The 18,593-nt window shown below is 72.5% G+C and carries 18 protein-coding genes; 9 read left to right on the top strand and 9 right to left on the bottom strand.

What is annotated here, in order from left to right; genetic code table 11:
- Positions 1–32 precede the first annotated feature (32 nt).
- Positions 33–1,277, bottom strand: a complete 1,245-nt coding sequence (locus ACQB60_RS16215; RefSeq protein ID WP_496926697.1) for a glycoside hydrolase family 18 protein — start codon at positions 1,275–1,277, stop codon at positions 33–35.
- A gap of 376 nt (positions 1,278–1,653) precedes the next feature.
- Between ACQB60_RS16215 and ACQB60_RS16210 the strand changes: the two genes are divergently transcribed.
- Entirely contained in the window at positions 1,654–2,820 is a 1,167-nt protein-coding gene (locus tag ACQB60_RS16210) for an acyl-CoA dehydrogenase family protein (protein ID WP_496926696.1), read from the top strand.
- Here ACQB60_RS16210 and ACQB60_RS16205 read toward each other — a convergent pair.
- Positions 2,783–3,103 carry a hypothetical protein gene (locus ACQB60_RS16205; protein ID WP_496926695.1) on the bottom strand — a complete coding sequence of 107 codons (321 nt, stop codon included), beginning with the start codon at positions 3,101–3,103 and terminating at the stop codon, positions 2,783–2,785. The genes ACQB60_RS16210 and ACQB60_RS16205 overlap by 38 nt on opposite strands.
- Before the next feature lie 222 nt (positions 3,104–3,325).
- On the opposite strand from ACQB60_RS16205, the gene ACQB60_RS16200 reads away from it, so the two are divergent.
- A complete protein-coding gene (locus tag ACQB60_RS16200; protein WP_496926694.1) occupies positions 3,326–4,453 on the top strand; it encodes an Rv3169 family protein in 1,128 nt (375 codons plus the stop codon).
- A gap of 46 nt (positions 4,454–4,499) precedes the next feature.
- Positions 4,500–5,591 carry a phosphotransferase family protein gene (locus ACQB60_RS16195; protein WP_496926693.1) on the top strand — a complete coding sequence of 364 codons (1,092 nt, stop codon included), beginning with the start codon at positions 4,500–4,502 and terminating at the stop codon, positions 5,589–5,591.
- 28 nt (positions 5,592–5,619) lie between these two features.
- Here the strand turns inward: ACQB60_RS16195 and ACQB60_RS16190 are convergent, their stop codons facing one another.
- Positions 5,620–6,057 (bottom strand): hypothetical protein, encoded by a 438-nt coding sequence (locus ACQB60_RS16190; RefSeq protein WP_496926692.1) that lies wholly within the window; start codon positions 6,055–6,057, stop codon positions 5,620–5,622.
- A gap of 534 nt (positions 6,058–6,591) precedes the next feature.
- On the opposite strand from ACQB60_RS16190, the gene ACQB60_RS16185 reads away from it, so the two are divergent.
- From ACQB60_RS16185 to fxsA, 4 genes are all read left to right on the top strand, one after another.
- Complete coding sequence (locus tag ACQB60_RS16185) at positions 6,592–7,032, top strand: Lrp/AsnC family transcriptional regulator (RefSeq protein ID WP_384847328.1); 441 nt, start codon at positions 6,592–6,594, stop codon at positions 7,030–7,032.
- Positions 7,033–7,099: 67 nt separating this feature from the next.
- Positions 7,100–8,749: an amidohydrolase gene (locus tag ACQB60_RS16180; RefSeq protein WP_496926691.1), complete on the top strand. Its 1,650-nt coding sequence runs from the start codon at positions 7,100–7,102 to the stop codon at positions 8,747–8,749.
- A gap of 525 nt (positions 8,750–9,274) precedes the next feature.
- Positions 9,275–10,078: a polyprenol monophosphomannose synthase gene (locus ACQB60_RS16175; protein ID WP_384847324.1), complete on the top strand. Its 804-nt coding sequence runs from the start codon at positions 9,275–9,277 to the stop codon at positions 10,076–10,078.
- Between the two features lie 79 nt (positions 10,079–10,157).
- Positions 10,158–10,730, top strand: a complete 573-nt coding sequence (gene fxsA, locus ACQB60_RS16170) for an FxsA family membrane protein (protein WP_496926690.1) — start codon at positions 10,158–10,160, stop codon at positions 10,728–10,730.
- Between the two features lie 100 nt (positions 10,731–10,830).
- Here fxsA and ACQB60_RS16165 read toward each other — a convergent pair whose 3' ends face one another.
- The 4 genes from ACQB60_RS16165 to yczE all read right to left on the bottom strand — a co-directional run bounded on the left by ACQB60_RS16165 (position 10,831) and on the right by yczE (position 14,360).
- Positions 10,831–11,205: an RNA polymerase-binding protein RbpA gene (locus ACQB60_RS16165; RefSeq protein ID WP_030360404.1), complete on the bottom strand. Its 375-nt coding sequence runs from the start codon at positions 11,203–11,205 to the stop codon at positions 10,831–10,833.
- A 256-nt stretch (positions 11,206–11,461) separates the two neighbouring features.
- The gene (locus ACQB60_RS16160) at positions 11,462–12,823 is read right to left on the bottom strand and encodes an MFS transporter (protein ID WP_496926689.1); all 1,362 of its coding nucleotides are present in this window, start codon (positions 12,821–12,823) and stop codon (positions 11,462–11,464) included.
- Between the two features lie 47 nt (positions 12,824–12,870).
- Complete coding sequence (locus tag ACQB60_RS16155) at positions 12,871–13,638, bottom strand: glycerophosphodiester phosphodiesterase family protein (protein ID WP_496926688.1); 768 nt, start codon at positions 13,636–13,638, stop codon at positions 12,871–12,873.
- On the bottom strand, positions 13,635–14,360 hold the full coding sequence (yczE, locus tag ACQB60_RS16150) for a membrane protein YczE (RefSeq protein ID WP_496926687.1): 726 nt from the start codon (positions 14,358–14,360) through the stop codon (positions 13,635–13,637). Before yczE ends, ACQB60_RS16155 begins: the two co-directional genes overlap by 4 nt.
- Positions 14,361–14,424: 64 nt before the next feature.
- Between yczE and ACQB60_RS16145 the strand changes: the two genes are divergently transcribed.
- Positions 14,425–15,924 (top strand): SCO1417 family PLP biosynthesis transcription factor, encoded by a 1,500-nt coding sequence (locus tag ACQB60_RS16145; RefSeq protein ID WP_496926686.1) that lies wholly within the window; start codon positions 14,425–14,427, stop codon positions 15,922–15,924.
- Between the two features lie 42 nt (positions 15,925–15,966).
- Here the strand turns inward: ACQB60_RS16145 and ACQB60_RS16140 are convergent, their stop codons facing one another.
- Both ACQB60_RS16140 and ACQB60_RS16135 read right to left on the bottom strand, forming a co-directional pair.
- Positions 15,967–17,586: a hypothetical protein gene (locus ACQB60_RS16140; RefSeq protein ID WP_496926685.1), complete on the bottom strand. Its 1,620-nt coding sequence runs from the start codon at positions 17,584–17,586 to the stop codon at positions 15,967–15,969.
- 49 nt (positions 17,587–17,635) lie between these two features.
- Positions 17,636–17,830 (bottom strand): hypothetical protein, encoded by a 195-nt coding sequence (locus ACQB60_RS16135; protein ID WP_496926684.1) that lies wholly within the window; start codon positions 17,828–17,830, stop codon positions 17,636–17,638.
- 306 nt (positions 17,831–18,136) lie between these two features.
- On the opposite strand from ACQB60_RS16135, the gene ACQB60_RS16130 reads away from it, so the two are divergent.
- Positions 18,137–18,529 (top strand): ankyrin repeat domain-containing protein, encoded by a 393-nt coding sequence (locus ACQB60_RS16130; protein ID WP_496926683.1) that lies wholly within the window; start codon positions 18,137–18,139, stop codon positions 18,527–18,529.
- Positions 18,530–18,593: the final 64 nt, after the last annotated feature.

Below are 18,593 nucleotides of genomic sequence, written 5' to 3'. Positions count from 1 at the left end.
GGGTGAAGTCCCGTACGGCGTCCGCTGGTTGATCAGTTGATGGCCTTGATCAGCTCACCGTCCGAGGTGTCTCCGCTGAGCTCCCAGAAGAAGGTGCCGCCGAGGCCCGCCTGGTTCTTGTAGCTCATCTTTCCGGCGATGGTCTCCGGGGTGTCGTAGCTCCACCAGTTGTTCCCGCAGAACGCGTACGCGGTCCCGCCGACCGTGCCGTTGGCGGGGCACTTGGTCTTCAGTTCCTTGTAGTCGTCGATGCCCTGCTCGTACTTGCCGGCCGCGGGCCCGGTGGCGGTGCCGCCCGGCTCCTTCTGTGTGACGCCGGTCCAGCCGCGCCCGTAGAAGCCGATGCCGAGCAGCAGCTTCTCCGAGGGGACACCGAGCCCCTGGAGCTTCTTGATGGTGGACTCGGAGTTCCACGACGCCTTCGGGATGCCGTCGTACGAGGTCAGCGGCGAGTGCGGGGCGGTCGGGCCCTGCGCGTCCCAGGCGCCGAAGTAGTCGTACGTCATGGGGTTGTACCAGTCGACGTACTGCGCGGCCCCCGCGTAGTCGGCGGCGTCGATCTTGCCGCCGTCCTCCGCGTCGGCGGGGATCGCCGAGGTGACGAGCGCGTCGGAGCCGAACTTCGAACGCACCGCGCCCATCAGGTCCTTGTACGCCTCGCGCCCGCTCGTGTCGCAGGACAGGCCGCAGGCGTTGGGGTACTCCCAGTCGATGTCGATGCCGTCGAAGACATCGGCCCACTTGGAGTTCTCGACCAGGTCGTAGCAGGACTGCGCGAAGGCCGCCGGGTTCTTCGCGGCCTCGGTGAAGCCGCCGGACCAGGTCCAGCCGCCGAACGACCAGAGCACCTTGAGGTTCGGGTGCTTCTTCTTCAGCTTGCGCAGCTGGTTGAAGTTGCCGCGCAGCTCCTGGTCCCAGGTGTCGGCGACGCCGTCCACGGACTGGTCCGCCGTGTACGCCTTGTCGGTCGCCGCGTAGGAGTCGCCCATCGTGCACTTGCCGCCCTGGACGTTGCCGAAGGCGTAGTTGATGTGCGTGAGCTTGTCGGCGGAGCCGGACGTCTCGACGTTCTTGACGTGGTAGTTCCGGTCGTAGACGCCCCATTCGGTGAAGTAGCCGACCACCTTCGAACCGGCGGCGGCCTCGGCGTCCTTGCCCTGGGCGGAGCTCTGTCCGGCGGACGCGGTGCCCGCCCCGGCGAGCAGTCCCGCGCCGAGTACGGCGCAACAGGCGGTGGCCACAAGCGCCCGGGAGCGGGGGAGGTGCGGTCTGAGCATCGTGTCTCCTCGTGGGGGGGGAGGCGAGCGAGGGGGGAAGTGCTGCTGTTGACCTGGAGCACGCCTTGGCATGAACGCGAAAAGGCGCTGCGCTGGACTGTAGGAGGACTAGACCAGTGCGTCAATGGTTCGTACCAATTCCCGGGCCGAATCCCCGGCCGGGATCCCGGCCGGGAAACAGGTGTACGGGAATGTTTGAGTAAGCGGTCGTTAACTAGTGACGCGAGGCTCCGGATCGGGGATACTCAACGCGCCACAGCCGCTGGTCAGCCGCTTCCGCGACCCGGGAGGGCAGCATCGGCTGAGCAGTGAGACCCGGCGGCGGCGCCCCACCCCGAGCGCGACCGCAGAGCCTGACAGGGAGGAGAGCGCCGAGATGAGCGAGCGCACCCCAGTGGACCGTCATCTGCCCACGGACGAGGCCCGGGACCTGTTCGCGCTCGTCCGTGAACTCGTCCAGCGGGAGATCGCTCCCCGGGCGTCCGACGAGGAGTACGAAGGCCGCTTCCCGCGCGAGGTCTTCGCCATGCTCTCCGAGACCGGGCTGCTCGGCCTGCCCTACGACTCCGCGTTCGGCGGCGGCGACCAGCCGTACGAGGTCTACCTCCAGGTCCTGGAGGAGCTCGCCGCGGCGCGGCTGACCGTCGGCCTCGGCGTCAGCGTCCACTCCCTCGCCTGCCACGCGCTCGCCAACTACGGCACCAAGGAGCAGCGGGCCGAACACCTCCCCGCCATGCTCGGCGGCGGACTCCTCGGCGCCTACTGCCTCTCCGAACCCGCCGCCGGCTCCGACGCCGCCTCGCTGCGCACCAAGGCCGTGCGCGACGGCGACTGTTGGGTCATCACGGGGACGAAGGCGTGGATCACCCACGGCGGTGTCGCCGACTTTTACACCGTCCTCGCCCGCACCGGTGGCGAGGGCGCCCGCGGCGTCACCGCGTTCCTCGTGCCCGGCGACGCGGCGGGCCTGACCCCGGCGGCGCCCGAGAAGAAGATGGGCATGAAGGGCTCGCCCACCGCCCAGCTCCACTTCGACGGCGTCCGCGTCCCCGACGCCCGCCGCATCGGCGACGAAGGCCAGGGCTTCGCCATCGCCCTGTCCGCGCTCGACTCGGGCCGGCTCGGCATCGCGGCCTGCGCCATCGGCGTCGCCCAGGCGGCGCTCGACGAGGCGCTCGCCTACGCCACCGGGCGCGAGCAGTTCGGGCGCCCGATCGCCGACTTCCAGGGGCTGCGCTTCATGCTCGCCGACATGGCGACCCAGATCGAGGCGGGCCGCGCGCTCTACCTGGCCGCCGCCCGGCTGCGCGACAACGGCCGCCCCTTCTCCCGGCAGGCGGCCATGGCCAAGCTGTTCTGCACGGACCTCGCCATGAAGGTCACCACGGACGCCGTACAGGTGCTCGGCGGCTACGGCTACACCGTCGACTTCCCCGTCGAGCGGTACATGCGCGAGGCCAAGGTGCTCCAGATCGTCGAGGGCACCAATCAGATCCAGCGCATGGTCATCGCCCGTCACCTCGCCGGTCCGGAATCGCGCTGAACTGCCCGACCCTGACCGTCGGCGCCGCGAGCCGGACCCACTCCGGGTCGTGGCGCCCGGGCAGGGTCCGGCCGCGGTCGGCCCAGTGGCGGAGCAGGGCGCGGTAGATCGGTGGGTCCTGCGGGTGGGCGCGGTCCTGCGGGTGCGTGCGGTCCTGCGGATAGGTGCGGGAGTGCGCGGCGGGAGGCGGCTGCGGAACCGATTCTGCGGAGCCCGGAGCCACCGACGTCGTCGTGAGGAGGGCGCGGCGCCGGCGGCCGGTGGGGATATGCGTCTGGGTCATGCCGGGCCAACGCGCGGCCCGGCGCCCGAGTCACCGCCGACCGGATTCGGGCGTCAGTTCACGGCATGCCCGTCCGAGGCCGACGCCACCCCGGGGCGCGGCCCGGCCAATGCGGCGTGACACGTGTATGGCCCCCTGCCGAGGGCTGACGTACCGTCAACTTCTCGCTGGGGCGGCCCACCGCGCCGCTCCCCAACTGCCTTGCTTCCAGGGAGGTTTGCCGTGGCCCAGGACCGCCCCGTCCCGCTCGACGAGTACCCCGTGCACCAAGTACCGCTCTCCATGAAGCACGTCGCGACCGGCGACCGCAACGCCTACGACCGGTGCATCTTCCACCTCTTCGACCACGAGGGCCGGGCCCTGCTCATCCTCGGCCTCGGCGTCTACCCCAACGCCGGGGTGATCGACGCCTACGCCACCCTCCGCATCGGCGACACGCTCCACGCCGTACGGGCCTCCGACGCCCTCGGCGACGACCGCATGAACCTCTCCGTGGGCCCCCTGGCCATCGCCGTCGAGGAGCCCCTGCGCCGCATCCGGCTCACCTGCGCCGCCGACCCCGAGGACGCGGACTCCTTCTCGTACGACGTCACGTGGACCGCCGACTTCCCGGCCCTCTGGGAGCCCCACCACATCCAGCGCCGCGGCGACCGGCTCAGCCTCGAAGGGCGCCGCTTCGTCCAGGCGGGCGGCTGTGCCGGGGTGATCCGCGCCGGGGGCGAGGAGATACCGGTGCGGGCGGGGGAGTGGACCGGCACCCGCGACCGGAGCTGGGGCGTGCGGCCCATCCCGGGCGAGGAACGCGGGCGCCTGGAGGAGGAGTTCGCGACCGAGGGCTTCCACTGGATCTGGTGCCCGGTCCGCTTCGAGGACCGGTTCCTCATGGTCATCGCCCAGGAGGACGCCGACGGCTACCGCACCCTCAACGACGCCACCCTGGTGCGCCCCGGCCACCCCGACCGCCAACTCGGCTGGCCCCAGGCCGACATCGGCTACCGCTCCGGCACCCGCCACCCCGAGCGCGCCGTCATCCACCTCACCGACCCCGAGGACCGCAAGCCCCTGGAGCTCGGCGTCGAGGTCCTCGCCTCCCTGCCGCTCGCCGTGGGCGCCGGATACCCGCCCGCCGACGACTGGCAGCACGGCACCTGGCGCGGCCGCGACTGGACCGACCGCCGCACCTACGACCTCTCGGACCCCTCCGCGCACCCGCTGGCCGCGTACGGGGTCATCGACCACGCCTCCCGCTTCACCCTCAACGGGCAGACGGGATACGGGATCTTCGAGCACGGCAGCTTCGGCCGCCACGACCCCAGCGGCTTCACCGGCTTCGACTCGGTCGCGCCCTGACGTTCGCCCGACGCTCGCCCGACGTTCGTACGGAAGGAGCCCACCGATGGCCACAGCACCCCGCCCCCGCACCACCACCCGCGACCCCGAGGAGCTGGCCCGGCACCTGACCGCCTGGCTCGCCGCCCGCCTGCCGGGCGCGAAGGCGGTGAACGTCTCCGTGCCCGAGTCCAACGGCATGTCCAGCGAGACGCTGCTCTTCGACATCGAACATCCCGAACCACCCGTGCGGGCCTGCGCGTTGCGGCTCGCCGCCGACCCGGCCGCGTACACGATCTTCCCGGTCTACGACCTGCCGCGGCAGTACCGCACGATGCGCCTCGTCGCCGACCGCACCGACCTGCCGGTTCCCAGGGTGCTGTGGCTGGAGGAGGACCCCGGGCCGCTCGGGGCGCCCTTCTTCGTCATGGAGCGGGTCGAGGGCCGCGTGCCGCCGGACGTCATGCCCTATACGTACGAGGGGAATTGGCTGTACGAGGCGAGTGACGCCGAGCGAGAGCACCTCGAAACGGCCTCGGTCCGCCTGATCGCGCACCTGCACGACCAAGTGCCGCCCGCCGAAGCGGAGTTCCTGTCCCTCGAGGGCGACGGCAGCCCGCTGCGCCGCCACGTCGAGGCCCAACGCGCCTACTACGCCTGGGTGGTGGACAAGCTGCCCCGCTCACCCCTCATCGAGCGCGCCTTCGCCCGCCTCGAGGAGCTGTGGCCGAAGGACGAGGGTGCGGCGGTGCTCAACTGGGGCGACGCCCGCATCGGCAACGTCATCTACGACGGCTTCGACCCCGCCGCCGTGCTCGACTGGGAGATGGCGGCCCTGGCCCCGCGCGAGGTGGACCTCGGCTGGACCGTGTATCTGCACCGCTTCTTCCAGGACTTGACCGTGAGCTTCGGCCAGCCGGGGCTGCCCGGCTTCCTGCGCCGCGACCGCATCGAGGGCCGCTATGCGTCCCTCACCGGGCACACGCCGCAGGACATGGACTTCTACACGCTGTACGCGGCGCTGCGGCACGGCGTCGTGATGCTGCGGGTCGCCTACCGGCAGGTGCACTTCGGCGAGGCCGCGGTGCCCGAGGACCCGGACACGCTGATCCTGCACCACGCCAGCCTCGAGGCGATGGTGCAGGGCAGCTACTGGTGAGTTCGCCCGCGGGGGCCCGCCGTGTCGCTCAGGCGGCGGCGCGGCGGGACTGCCGGGGCACCCGGATCGGGACCGAGCCGGGGCCGCCGACGTGCGAGAACGGCTGGGTCCGCCAGTCGAGCCCCTGAGGGAGCGTCAACAGGAGGGCGGCGTCCTGCTCCTGGGCGTCCAGGGTGTCGTCCGCGGGGCTCGCGTCGGCGGCCGCGCGGCCGGTGCCCGTGCAGACCGTGAGTCCGAACGGGTTCCACGGAGTCGGGCACAGGGCGTGCTCCGGCAGGACGTCCTCGTCGGCGAGGAGCGCGATGGGCTGGGCGCAGTCCGGGCAGATGACCCGGTACATCTCGAAGGTGTCGTCGGCGTCCGGCTCGGCGAGGGCCGTATCGACGCCCTCCGATGCGGGTGCGGGTGTCTCGGGCGACTGCTGCTTGGTGCGGGCAGACCGACCGGGGCGCTTCAAGTTCTGCATGGGATTCTCCCCCTCGGGTGGGCCGACAAGGCGCTGCGGCCTCGACCACAGCAAGCACTTCCCGTCCCGTCGTGGGGGTAATCGCGGCTTCCCCGCGGACACGGCCTGATGCGTGTGGCGTTCGTCACATGCCAAGCGAAGGTGCCTGTACAGACGGCCGCGGACCGGGCCGCCGCTCCGGCCCCTCGGGCCCCGTCCGCGTCACAGACCCCCCATGGTCACCGCGTACTGCTCCGCGCAGAACGCGATGAACCCCACGCACCCCACGAACAGGGATCCGATGGCGACCGTCACCAGGCGACTCATGAACCGACACTTCCCATCCGCGCGCCCGCCCCCATGGCGGACCGCACCGCCCTTCATGCTCCGCCCGCGCGCCGCCCCGCACCGCCGTCGGAGGTCACCACCGGCCGGGACCGACGCACCCCGCGCGCGGGACGTTCGCCCGCATCCGGCCGTATCCGGCCGCATCCGGTCGCCCGGGATGGGCACTCCGGTATCCCCGGGGATCAAGGGCCCTGTAGGTTTCGCCACATGGAGGAGCTGGACCGACAGATCGTGCAGCTGCTCGTCAAGGACGGGCGGATGAGCTACACCGACCTGGGCAAGGCCACGGGCCTGTCCACGTCGGCCGTGCACCAGCGGGTGCGCCGGCTGGAGCAGCGCGGAGTGATCCGCGGCTACGCGGCCGTCGTCGACCCCGAGGCGGTCGGGCTGCCGCTCACGGCCTTCATCTCGGTGAAGCCGTTCGACCCCAGCGCCCCCGACGACATCGCCGAGCGCCTCTCCGGGGTCCCCGAGATCGAGGCGTGCCACAGCGTCGCGGGCGACGAGAACTACATCCTCAAGGTGCGCGTCGCCACGCCCCTGGAGCTGGAGCACCTGCTCAGCCGGCTGCGTGCCCTCGCCGGCGTCTCCACCCGCACGACGGTCGTCCTCTCCACGCCGTACGAGGCCCGCCCGCCGCAGATCTGACGCCCCGCCCGCTCCGCGGGGTGCCCCGCGCGCGGGGGCGCCGTCCCGAGGGGCGAGACTGGTCCCCATGAGCGAGACCACCGCCTCCCCGGACGACCGGCAAGACCACCGCACCGTGCTGCTGCGCGGCGGCGACATCCACAGCCCCGCCGACCCCTTCGCCACGGCGATGGTCGTCGAACGCGGCCATGTCGCCTGGGTCGGCTCCGAGGGCGCGGCCGACGCCTTCGCCGCCGGTGCCGACGAGATCGTCGACCTCGAAGGCGCCCTCGTCACCCCGGCGTTCACGGACGCACATGTGCACACCACGGCCACGGGTCTCGCCCTCACCGGCCTCGACCTCTCCCCGGTCCGCTCCCTCGACGAAGCGCTCGCGCGCGTACGGGAGTTCGCGGCCGCCCGGCCGGACGACCGGGTCCTGCTCGGGCACGGCTGGGACGCCGCCCGCTGGCCCGGCGGCCGCCCGCCCACGCGCGCGGAGCTCGACGAGGCCACCGGCGGGCGCCCGCTCTACCTCACCCGCATCGACGTCCACTCGGCCGTCGTCACCACGGCCCTGCTCGACCTGGTGCCCGGCGTCACCGAGCGCACCGGCTTCCACACCGACGCCCCGCTGACCGCCGACGCCCACCACGCGGTGCGCGCCGCCGCGCACGCGGCCGTCACGCCCCGGCAGCGCACCGAGGCGCAGCGCGTCGCCCTGCGCCACGCCGCCTCGCTCGGCATCGGCTCGGTGCACGAGTGCGCGGGCCCGGAGATCTCCTCCGAGGACGACTTCACCGGCCTGCTCGCCCTCGCCGCCGCCGAACCCGGCCCGCGCGTCGTCGGCTACTGGGCGGAGCAGATCGCGGACGCAAAGGGTGCCGAGAAGATCCGTGCGCTGGGCGCGCACGGCGCCGCCGGCGACCTCTTCGTGGACGGCGCCCTCGGCTCGCACACGGCATGCCTGCACGAGCCGTACGCCGACGCGGCCCACACCGGCCTCGCCTACCTGGACGCGGCGGCCGTCGCCGCCCACGTCGCCGCCTGCACGGAGGCGGGCTTCCAGGCGGGTTTCCACGCCATCGGGGACGCGGCCGTGAGCGCCGTCGTGGAGGGCGTACGCGCCGCCGCGGAGCGGGTCGGCCTGGCCAGGGTCCGCGCCGCCAGGCACCGCGTCGAGCACGCCGAGATGCTCTCCCCCGAGACGGTCGCCGCCTTCGCCGAACTCGGCCTCACCGCCTCCGTCCAGCCCGCCTTCGACGCGCTGTGGGGCGGCGAGGAGGGCATGTACGCCGACCGCCTCGGCGTCAAGCGCGCCCGCACCCTCAACCCGTACGCGGCCCTGCTGCGCACCGGCGTCCCGCTGGCCTTCGGCTCCGACAGCCCGGTCACCCCGCTCGACCCCTGGGGCACCGTCCGCGCGGCCGCCTTCCACCGGACGCCCGAGCACCGGGTCTCGGTGCGCGCCGCCTTCACCGCCCACACCCGGGGCGGCTGGCGGGCCGTCGGCCGGGACGACGCGGGCGCCCTGGTGCCCGGCGCACCCGCCGACTACGCCGTGTGGCGCACCTCCGACCTGGTGGTCCAGGCACCCGACGACCGCGTGGCCCGCTGGTCCACCGACCCGCGCTCCGGCACCCCCGGACTGCCCGACCTGACGCCCGGCGCCGAACTGCCCGTCTGTCTGCGCACCGTGGTCGCCGGCCGGACGGTCTTCGTGGGGCCGGACGAGTGATGTACCGGGGCGGCGCGGCACCGATCGGGGCCCGCCGCCGCGGCACTCGACCTGCGTATCCTCCGCGCTGACCTGGCGGTCCGTCAGAACCGCCCAGGTCAAACGGCTATTGACAGACCGCCGCCGTCGGCGGGTAGGTTCGGCCGGGTCCACCACAGGACGTCCGACCGGTGAACCTCCACGCAGACGTCGAACGCAACTGGGCCATGGGCGGAGTGCCGCACCGGCACACCGCCACTGGGAGCCAGGTCCAGCGCCCGCGCCGCGGAGGCGAGGGAACGTATCAGCGGGATCGGAGTCCCCCCTGCTCCTCGGGAGCTCGGGGGAAGGTGGGACCCGGGTGGGGCCCGGACGCTCAGTAGACAACGGCACTAGGTCGATCCGCAGCCAGCGGGTCCCAGGTCGGCCCGAAGGGCGCCGGGCCCAACCCGCAGCACAGTCGGACACCCCCAACCCCCGTGCCGCCGCAGCCGTGCAGGAAGCGGCCACTATGGTGGTCCCCTGCGTACGAACGAAGGGGCAGTAGTGAACGACGGCGGCGGGCTCTTGGAAACAGGGGACCAAGGGAGACAGTTCGACTCCCTCGGCAAGGTCTTGGTGATCATTCCGACCTACAACGAGGCGGAGAACATCCAGTCCATTGTCGGCCGCGTGCGCGCCGCCGTGCCCGAGGCGTACGTCCTCGTCGCCGACGACAACAGCCCGGACGGCACCGGCAAGATCGCCGACGAACTGGCCGTCGAGGACGACCAGATCCACGTACTGCACCGCAAGGGCAAGGAAGGGCTCGGCGCCGCCTACCTGGCGGGCTTCCGCTGGGGCCTGGAGAAGGGCTACGGGGTCCTCGTCGAGATGGACGCCGACGGCTCGCACCAGCCCGAGGAGCTGCCCCGGCTGCTCACCGCCCTGAAGGGCGCCGACCTCGTGCTCGGCTCGCGCTGGGTGCCGGGCGGACGGGTCGTCAACTGGCCCAAGCACCGCGAGTTCATCTCCCGCGGCGGCAGCACGTACTCGCGCCTCCTGCTCGACGTGCCGATCCGTGACGTCACCGGCGGCTTCCGCGCCTTCCGCCGCGAGACCCTCGAGGGGCTCGGCCTGGACGAGGTCGCGTCCCAGGGCTACTGCTTCCAGGTCGACCTCGCCCGTCGCGCGGTGAAGGCCGGCTACCACGTCGTCGAGGTGCCCATCACGTTCGTGGAGCGCGAGCTCGGCGACAGCAAGATGAGCCAGAACATCGTCGTCGAGGCCCTGTGGCGGGTCACGGCGTGGGGCGTGGGGGAGCGCGTCGGCAAGGTCGGCAAGGCCCTCGGCCGCAAGCCCTCCTCCTGACGCCGGGACGGCCCGGTTCACAGCCCTTCTTGATCATCTCCTTATCCCGGTCTGAGGCGGGCCCAGGCACACTGGGAGCATGACGACTGGCGCACCGCCTCCCCTCCGCACCGCACGACCCCGGCGCTCGGGGCCGCTGAGGTACCTCCCGCTCGGCATCGCCGCGTGGCTGGTCCTCGAGATCTGGCTGCTCACGGTCGTGGCGAGCGCCACGAGCGGGTTCACGGTCTTCCTGCTGCTCGTGGCCGGGCTGGTGCTCGGCTCGGCCGTCATCAAGCGTGCCGGGCGCCGTGCCTTCCGCAAGCTCAGCGAGGCGGTGCAACAGCAGCAGAGCGGTGTCACGCCGAGCGCCGAGAGCGACAAGGGCGGCGGCGCGCTCACGATGCTGGGCGGGCTGCTGCTCATCCTCCCGGGGCTGGTCTCCGACGCCCTGGGGCTCCTCCTGCTGCTCCCGCCGCTCCAGAAGGCCCTCGGCCGCTATGCCGAGCGCACCTTCGAGCGCAAGGTCCGCGAGGCCACCCCGGGCGGCCTGGGGGACGCCTTCCAGCAGGCCCGCATGCACCGCCCGGACGGCAAGGTGGTCCAGGGCGAGGTCATCCGGGACGAGGAGCCGCCGATGCCCCGCCCGGACGGCCCGCAGCTGCCGCGCTAGAGGGCGGGCGAGAGGCGCGCAGAGACGACGAAGAGGCCCGGTCCACTGCTGAGCAGTGGACCGGGCCTCTTCTTGTGATGCTGTCGCTTCAAGCCCGCCGTCAGGCGGACTTGCGGCTGTCGCGCGGGTGCACCGCGATGTTCATGGCGCCGGACCGCAGGACCGCGAGACGCTCCTCGAGGACCTCCTCGAGCTCTTCTCGAGTACGGCGCTCCATGAGCATGTCCCAGTGCGTACGCGCCGGCTTGCCCTTCTTCTCCTCAGGTCCGTCGCCGTCCACCAGGAGTGCCTGGGCCCCGCAGACCTTGCACTCCCACTCCGGCGGGATCTCCGCCTCGACCGAGAACGGCATCTCGAAACGATGTCCGTTCTGGCATGCGTACTCCACGGCCTGGCGAGGGGCCAGGTCGATGCCGCGGTCGGTCTCGTAGCTTGTCACCACGAGGCGCGTGCCGCGAAGAGCTCGCTCACTCATGAATCGTGCCTCCCGGGCTTGTCGCCCACAGGACAGGTGTCGCTGTCGTCGTCATCCGGTCAACGTCCGGTCGGCGGTAAAGATTCCCGTTCAGGGTCATGCGTCGCCGTCGTATGCCGCCCCTTGTTGTACCCACCAGCGCCCGCTTTGTCACATCTGACAGGAGATGTCACCCAGCGTTTCTGAATGTCCAGCGCGCAGTAACGGTACGCCTGGCAGGCCAAAGGCGTACACTACCGGCCTTTGCCTTCAGTTGCTAAATCCTGGCGGGTACGGGATTGCCCGCGTCGCTCACCGCGCGTCGCACGGGCACCCGCGCGAGCAGCCCGAAACCGAGCACGAAGAAGACCACGAGCGAGATGATCGCGTCCCGATAGCTGCCGGTCAGCTGGTACGTGAGCCCGAAGACCAGCGGCCCCACCCACGCCATGCCCCGGTCGCTGATCTCGTACGCCGAGAAGTACTCCGCCTCCTTGCCCGGCGGCACCAGATGCGAGAACAGCGAGCGCGAGAGCGCCTGCGTGCCGCCGAGGACGAGCCCGATCCCGGCGGCGAGCACGAAGAACCACGCCGGGGCCCCGGCGGGCAGGAAGTACCCGGCCCCGATCGTCACGGTCCACGCGACCAGCGAGCCGAGGATGGTCCGCTTCGCCCCGTACCTGCGCGCGAGGCGCCCCATCCCGAGGGCCCCCGCCACCGCGAGCAGCTGCACCAGGAGGACCGCCACGATCAGCGTGGACTGGCCGAGCCCCAGCTCCTCCGAGCCGTACACGGACGCCTGGGAGATGACTGTCTGGACGCCGTCGTTGTAGACGAGATACGCCAGGAGGAAGGCCAGCGTGTACGGATGGCGGCGCATGTCCCGCACGGTCGCGGCCAGTTGCCGCCACCCCTGGGACCCGCTCCGGTCCGACGGCGCCACCGCCCGGTCGCGCAGCCGCCGCAGCGGTACGAGGGTGAAGGCGCCCCACCACACGCCCGCCGAGGCCAGACAGATGCGCACCGCCGTGGCCTCGGAGACGCCGAAGCTGTCGTGGGCCGTGAACAGCACCAGGTTCGCGATCAGGACGAGGGCGCCCGCCGCGTATCCGAAGGCCCAGCCGCGCGAGGAGACCGCGTCGCGCTCCTTGGGCGGCGCGATCTGCGGCAGATAGGAGTTGTAGAGCGCCATCGACACGGCCAGGGACGCGTTGGCGACGATCAGGAGCAGCCCGCCCAGGAGATAGCGGTCGCCGTCCAGAAAGAACATGCCCGCCGTGGCCGCCGCCCCCAGGTAGGCGGCCGTGGCGAGCAGCGGCTTCTTGCGGCCGGTGCGGTCGGCGGCGGCGCCGGCGAGGGGCATCACCAGGATCGACAGGATCACCGAGGCCGACACGGAGTACGCGAAGAAGGAGCCCGCGCGGACCGGGATGCCCAGCGGGTGCACATACCCTTCGGGGTCCGCGGCCGACTTGGCGACCTCGGTGAGATAGGGCCCGAGGAACACGGTGAGCACGCTCGTCGAGTAGACCGAGCAGGCCCAGTCGTAGAAGTACCAGCCGCGCTGCTCGCGTCTGCGCTCGGCGGCTCCGGCCGCCTCTTCGGCGGCTTCGGCCGTCCGCACGGTGTCGCTGCTCACCCGTGCCCCCTCGCTGTTCCCCGTGGTCCGCGCCCGCTCCTGGGCGGTCAGGCCCAGGTCCCCCGGTCCTTCAGCACCTCGCGCAGCGTCTCGATGTGATCAGTGATGATGCCATCCACACCGAGGTCCAGGAGAGCCGTCATCCGATCGCGGTCGTTCACGGTCCAGACGTGGACCTGCAGCCCGCGCGCGTGGGCGGTGCGCACGAAGCGCCGGTCGACGACGCGGACGCCCGCGTGCACCTCCGGCACCTGCGCGGCGACCGCCGTCCCGCGCGGGAGGGCGGGCAGCCCGTACGACCGCAGGCGCAGCGCGAGCACGCCCCTGGTGCCGTACGAGGTGGCGAGGCGCGGGCCCGCGATCCGCTGGGCGCGGGCGACGCGCGACTCGGAGAAGGAGCCGACGCAGACCCGGTCCCAGGAGCCGGTCCGCCGGATCAGGTCGAGGAGCGGGAGCAGCGCGGGCTCGGCCTTCACGTCGATGTTCCAGCGGGCGTCGGGGAACGCCTCCAGGAGCTCTTCGAAGAGGGGGACCGGTTCGCTGCCCGCCACGCGCGCGTGGCGCACCTCGCTCCAGGGGAGGTCCGCGATCCGGCCCGCCGCGTCGGTGACCCGGTCGAGCGTCGTGTCGTGGAACGCGACGAGCCTGCCGTCGGCCGTGGCGTGGACGTCGGTCTCCATGTACCGGTAGCCCGCGTCGACGGCGCGTCGAAAGGCGGTGGCGGTGTTCTCCAGGCCGTCCGCCGCCCCGCCCCGGTGGGCGAAGGCGAGCGGGTGCCGGTGGTCGAGGTAGGGGTGGCGTACGCGCGGGGTCACCGCTGCAGTATCGCCTGCTCCGGTTGCCCGCCGGCGGCCACGACGCTGCGCGAGGGTGCTCCCGGGATGGCGAACACCCGCAGGAAGAACTGGGCGAGTGGGCCGATCGACACCGCGTACAGGACGGTTCCGATGCCCACCGTGCCGCCGAGCGCGAAGCCCGTCGCGACCACCACCACCTCGATCACCGTCCGCATCAGGCGGATGGAGCGGCCGGTGCGCTGGTGCAGGCCGGTCATCAGGCCGTCGCGCGGGCCGGGGCCGAACCGGGCCGTGATGTACAGACCCGTAGAGAGCCCGTTGAGGAGGATCCCGGCGGCCAGGAGCGGGATGCGCACGGCGTAGGAGTCCGAGTCCGGCAGGAGCGCCAGGGTGGCGTCCATGGAGAGGCCGCACAGGAAGACGTTCGACACGGTGCCGAGCCCCGGGCGCTGGCGCAGCGGGATCCAGAGCAGCAGGACCGCGGCGCCCACGATGATCGAGATGGTGCCTATGGAGAGGCCGGTCAGCTCGGCGAGCCCCTGGTTCAGCACGTTCCACGGCTCCGGCCCGAACCCGGCCGTGACCATGAGCGCGGAGCTCACTCCGTAGAGCGTCAGACCGGCGTACAGCTGGCACAGCCGCCGTGCGAGATAGGGCTTCTCCCCGGCTGTGGCTGGTGTGCGACGCGGTGTCTTCGCGGACAAGGAGTGCCCCCCGATCGTGCTAATGGCCTGATGCATGACACCCTGTGGCTTGGATCCAGGTCGCAACCATGGCCAATTCGGGGAAGGTGGACTGGTCGAGATGGCTCAGTGGACTTCGGCGGTGGGGTCGGCCCAGCTCGCCAGGCTGCTCACGTCCCAGCAGGCGCGCCCCGCGGGCACCGGCACCCGGCGCCCGCCCGCCTACCGCGCGCTCGCCGACGGCATCCGGCTGCTCGTCCTCGAAGGGCGCGTCCCGGTCGCCGCCCGGCTGCCGGCCGAGCGCGAGCTCGCCGTCTCCCTCTCCGTGAGCCGGACCACGGTCGCCGCCGCCTACGAGGCGCTGCGCTCCGAAGGGTTCCTGGAGTCCCGCAGGGGAGCGGGCAGTTGGACCGCCGTCCCGGCCGGTAACCCCCTGCCCGCGCGCGGGCTCGAACCGCTGCCGCCCGAGGCGCTCGGCTCCATGATCGACCTGGGCTGCGCGGCCCTGCCCGCCCCCGAGCCCTGGCTGACCCGCTCGGTGCAGGGCGCCCTCGAAGAGCTGCCGCCCTACGCGCACACGCACGGCGACTATCCGGCGGGGCTGCCCGCGCTGCGCGAGATGCTCGCCGAGCGCTACACCGCGCGCGGGATCCCCACCATGCCCGAGCAGATCATGGTCACCACGGGCGCCATGGGCGCGATCGACGCGATCTGCCACCTCTTCGCGGGCCGCGGCGAGCGCATCGCCGTCGAGTCGCCCTCGTACGCCAACATCCTCCAGCTGATGCGCGAGGCCGGGGCCCGGCTTGTGCCCGTCGCGATGGCCGAGGGCCTCGGCGGCTGGGACCTGGACCGCTGGCGGCAGGTGCTGCGCGACGCGGCGCCCCGGCTCGCGTACGTCGTCGCCGACTTCCACAACCCCACCGGAGCCCTCGCCGACGAGGACCAGCGCCGCAGGCTCGTGGACGCGGCGCGCTCGGCGGGCACGGTGCTCGTGGTGGACGAGACGATGAGCGAGCTGCGCCTGGACGACGACCTTGAACTGCCGCGCCCCGTCTGCGGGTTCGACCCGGCCGGCTCGACCGTCATCACCGTCGGCTCGGCGAGCAAGGCGTTCTGGGCGGGCATGCGCATCGGCTGGGTGCGGGCCGCCCCCGACGTCATCCGCAGCCTGGTCGCCGCCCGCGCCTACGCCGACCTGGGCACCCCCGTCCTGGAGCAGCTGGCCGTGAACTGGCTCCTGAACACCGGGGGTTGGCAGGAGGCCGTCGACGTGCGCAGGGCCCAGGCGCGGGAGAACCGCGACGCCCTGGTGGCCGCCGTGCGCCGCGAGCTGCCCGACTGGGAGTTCGAGGTCCCGGGCGGTGGGCTGACCCTGTGGGTGCGCACCGGCGGACTCTCCGGGTCCCGGCTCGCGGAAGTCGGCGAGCGGGTGGGGGTCAGGGTCCCGTCCGGGCCCCGCTTCGGTGTCGACGGCGCCTTCGAGGGCTATGTGCGGCTGCCGTTCACCGTGGGCGGCGCGGTCGCCGAGGAGGCGGCGGTGCGGCTCGCTGCGGCCGCGCGGCTGGTCGAGACGGGGGCGGGCTCGGGCGCCGAGCCGCCGCGCACGTTCGTGGCCTGAGGCCCGTACGGACGCGTTGCCTGCGGCCTGTACGGGAGCGGCTCAGCCCTCGGCCGGGACCGGCTCCGCCTCGGCGTCGTGCTCGGCAGGGGCGTCGGTCGCGTCGGCGGGCATGGTGCGCTCCGGAAGGAGCTCCATGACCGCGCGCCGGTGCGACTCGCTCGTCGCGTCGTCGTACGGGTCGGGGGTGGCGGGCACCTGGAGGCGGTGCACGGGGCCGGTGCCGAGCCGGGCGTAGCCGCGGCCCGGCGGCACGTCGCGGGTGGGCGTGGTGTGCGGCGGGACGCCGAGGACGTCCTCCACCTGGTCGAGTTCGGCGGGGCCGAGCACCACGCGCGCGCGGGTGTGCTGCAGGACCGCGTCGCTCAGCGTGTCCAGGCTGTCGAACTGATCGGCCACGACGACCGTGACGTGGGCCGCCCGGCCGTGCCGCAGGGGCACCTGGAGGAGGGACTGCGGGTCCCGGTCCCCGTCGGCGGCCGCGAGGTGGCCGAGCACGCTGGGGTGGTCGAGCAGCAGCCACAGGGGGCGCTTGGTGTCCTCCGGCGGCGGGTGGCCGGCCTGGCGGGCGCGGTTGGCGGCGATGAGCCGCCGCTCCGTCTCGTGTGCCGCCCACTCCAGGCTGGCGAGCGCCCCGGCGAGGCCGCACTCGACGGCGAGTACGCCGTCGCGCCCGGACAGGCAGGCGTAGTCGCCCGTGCCGTTGCCCTCGACGACCAGGACGTCCCCGTGCTGAAGGGCCTGCAGGGCGATGGAGCGCAGGAGCGTCGTGGTGCCGCTGCCGGGCTGGCCGACGACGAGGAGGTGCGGTTCGGTGGAGCGGATCCCGGTGCGCCAGATGACGGGGGGCACATCGCGCCGGTCGTCGCCGTCGGCGACCGGGAGGGTGCGCTGGACGACCGTCGGGTCGGTGAAGCCGAGCACCGTCTCACCGGGGGCGGTGACGAAGCGCTGGGCGGCGATGTCGGTGGGCAGCGGGGGCAGCACCGCGACGGTCAGCTGGTTGCCCTCCTCGTCCCACTCGAAGTGGTACTCGCGGCCGCGGCCCGACTTGGCGTGCAGCAGTTGCTCGATCCGCGCGCGTGAGTCGGCCTCGCCGTCCGTGAAGTACGCGGGGTAGCGCACCACGAGCCGCGAGACGCGTCCGGTCTCGTCGAAGTCGTAGGTGGGGAACGCCTTCTCCCACTCGCCGCCGTGCGCGTACAGGGGGCTCGGGTCCTCGGGGACGGAGAAGTACGGGACGAGTGCTTCGTAGAGCGACTGGAGGCGCTCCACCTGGGAGTCGTCCGGGCCCGTGGGGGCGGGCGCGGTGCGCTCCCGGCCGGTCCATGCGGCGGCCGCCATCAGGCAGATGGCGGCCAGCAGCGGACCGTACGGGACGAGCGCCACGACCAGGATCACCGAGGCCACCAGGAACAGCAGCGGTCCGCGCCGGTCCTTGGGGGTGGCGGCCCATCTGCGCCGCCCGGCCGCAGCGAGCCGCCGCAGTCCGCGGGTGATCGTGATCAGCGGGTGGAGGACGTCGGTGGCGCTGTCGGCGGCCGACCGCGCGATCTCCCTGCTGCGGGTGATCGTCTCGCGGCTGCGGGCGATGGTCTCCCGGCCGCGGGCGATCGGGGCGGACCCGCTGCTGAGAATGCGGGGGAGGGGGCGCCGTGCCACGTCTGTCTCCTGATGGTGCGTACGGGGTGTTACGAGGGAGAGGGGGACGTCAGAACTTGATCCCGCCGAGGAGGCTCGCGAGGCTCGCGCTGCCCGCCTTGATGCTCGGGGCGATGGCGGTGCCCGCGAGGAAGAAGCCGAAGAGTGCGCAGACCAGTGCGTGGGACGCCTTGAGGCCGTCTTTGCGGAAGAACAGGAAGGCGATGATTCCGAGCAGCACGACGCCTGAGATGGACAGGACCATGAGAGTTCTCCTGAGTGGGGGGACAGTCACCATGAGTTCTTCCAGGCTCACAGCATGTATCCATACGATAAAAGGTGCAAATGGGGGAAATCTTGGATATTTCCCCCCGATGGCAGCGGGTTGCTGGGCCGTACGGGCGCGGTCGGAGCGGCACGTGGGGCCTGCGGTGATCTTTGCCTCGGGCGGGCCCCGTCATGTGCCGTGACGGGCAGTACCCTGTCGATTCACTCGTACGGCTGCAGGTCGTACGCACCTTGTCGCCGCGTCACCTGTAGGCGAATCCCGTATCTGAAAGGCGGCCTGACCATGAGCGAAGCCCCCGACCCGGAGGTCGTGGAGCTGGCGGGCAAGATCTTCGATCTCGCGCGCCAGGGCGAGACCGACGCGCTCGCCGCCTATGTGGACGCCGGAGTTCCGGCCAATCTCACCAATGACCGGGGCGACACGCTGGTGATGCTCGCCGCCTATCACGGTCACGCCGACGCGGTCCGCGCCCTCCTGGAGCGTGGCGGCGACCCGGACCGGGCCAACGACCGGGGCCAGACGCCGCTCGCCGGGGCCGTCTTCAAGGGCGCCGACGACGTCATCAGGGCCCTCCTCGACGGGGGCGCCGATCCGGCCGCGGGCACGCCCTCCGCGGTCGACACCGCCCGGATGTTCGGCAAGGAGGAGCTGCTCCGGCTGTTCGGGGCGGCCTGAACGGGGTAGCTGACCTGCGGCGGCGGGGGCGCCGGAAATGTGGTCGCGGCGGAGAGAACCGCTG

This window comes from Streptomyces odontotermitis (assembly GCF_050510915.1).
In the GTDB taxonomy this organism is placed as follows: Bacteria; Actinomycetota; Actinomycetes; order Streptomycetales; family Streptomycetaceae; genus Streptomyces.
This window is presented reverse-complemented; position numbering and strand designations above follow the sequence as displayed.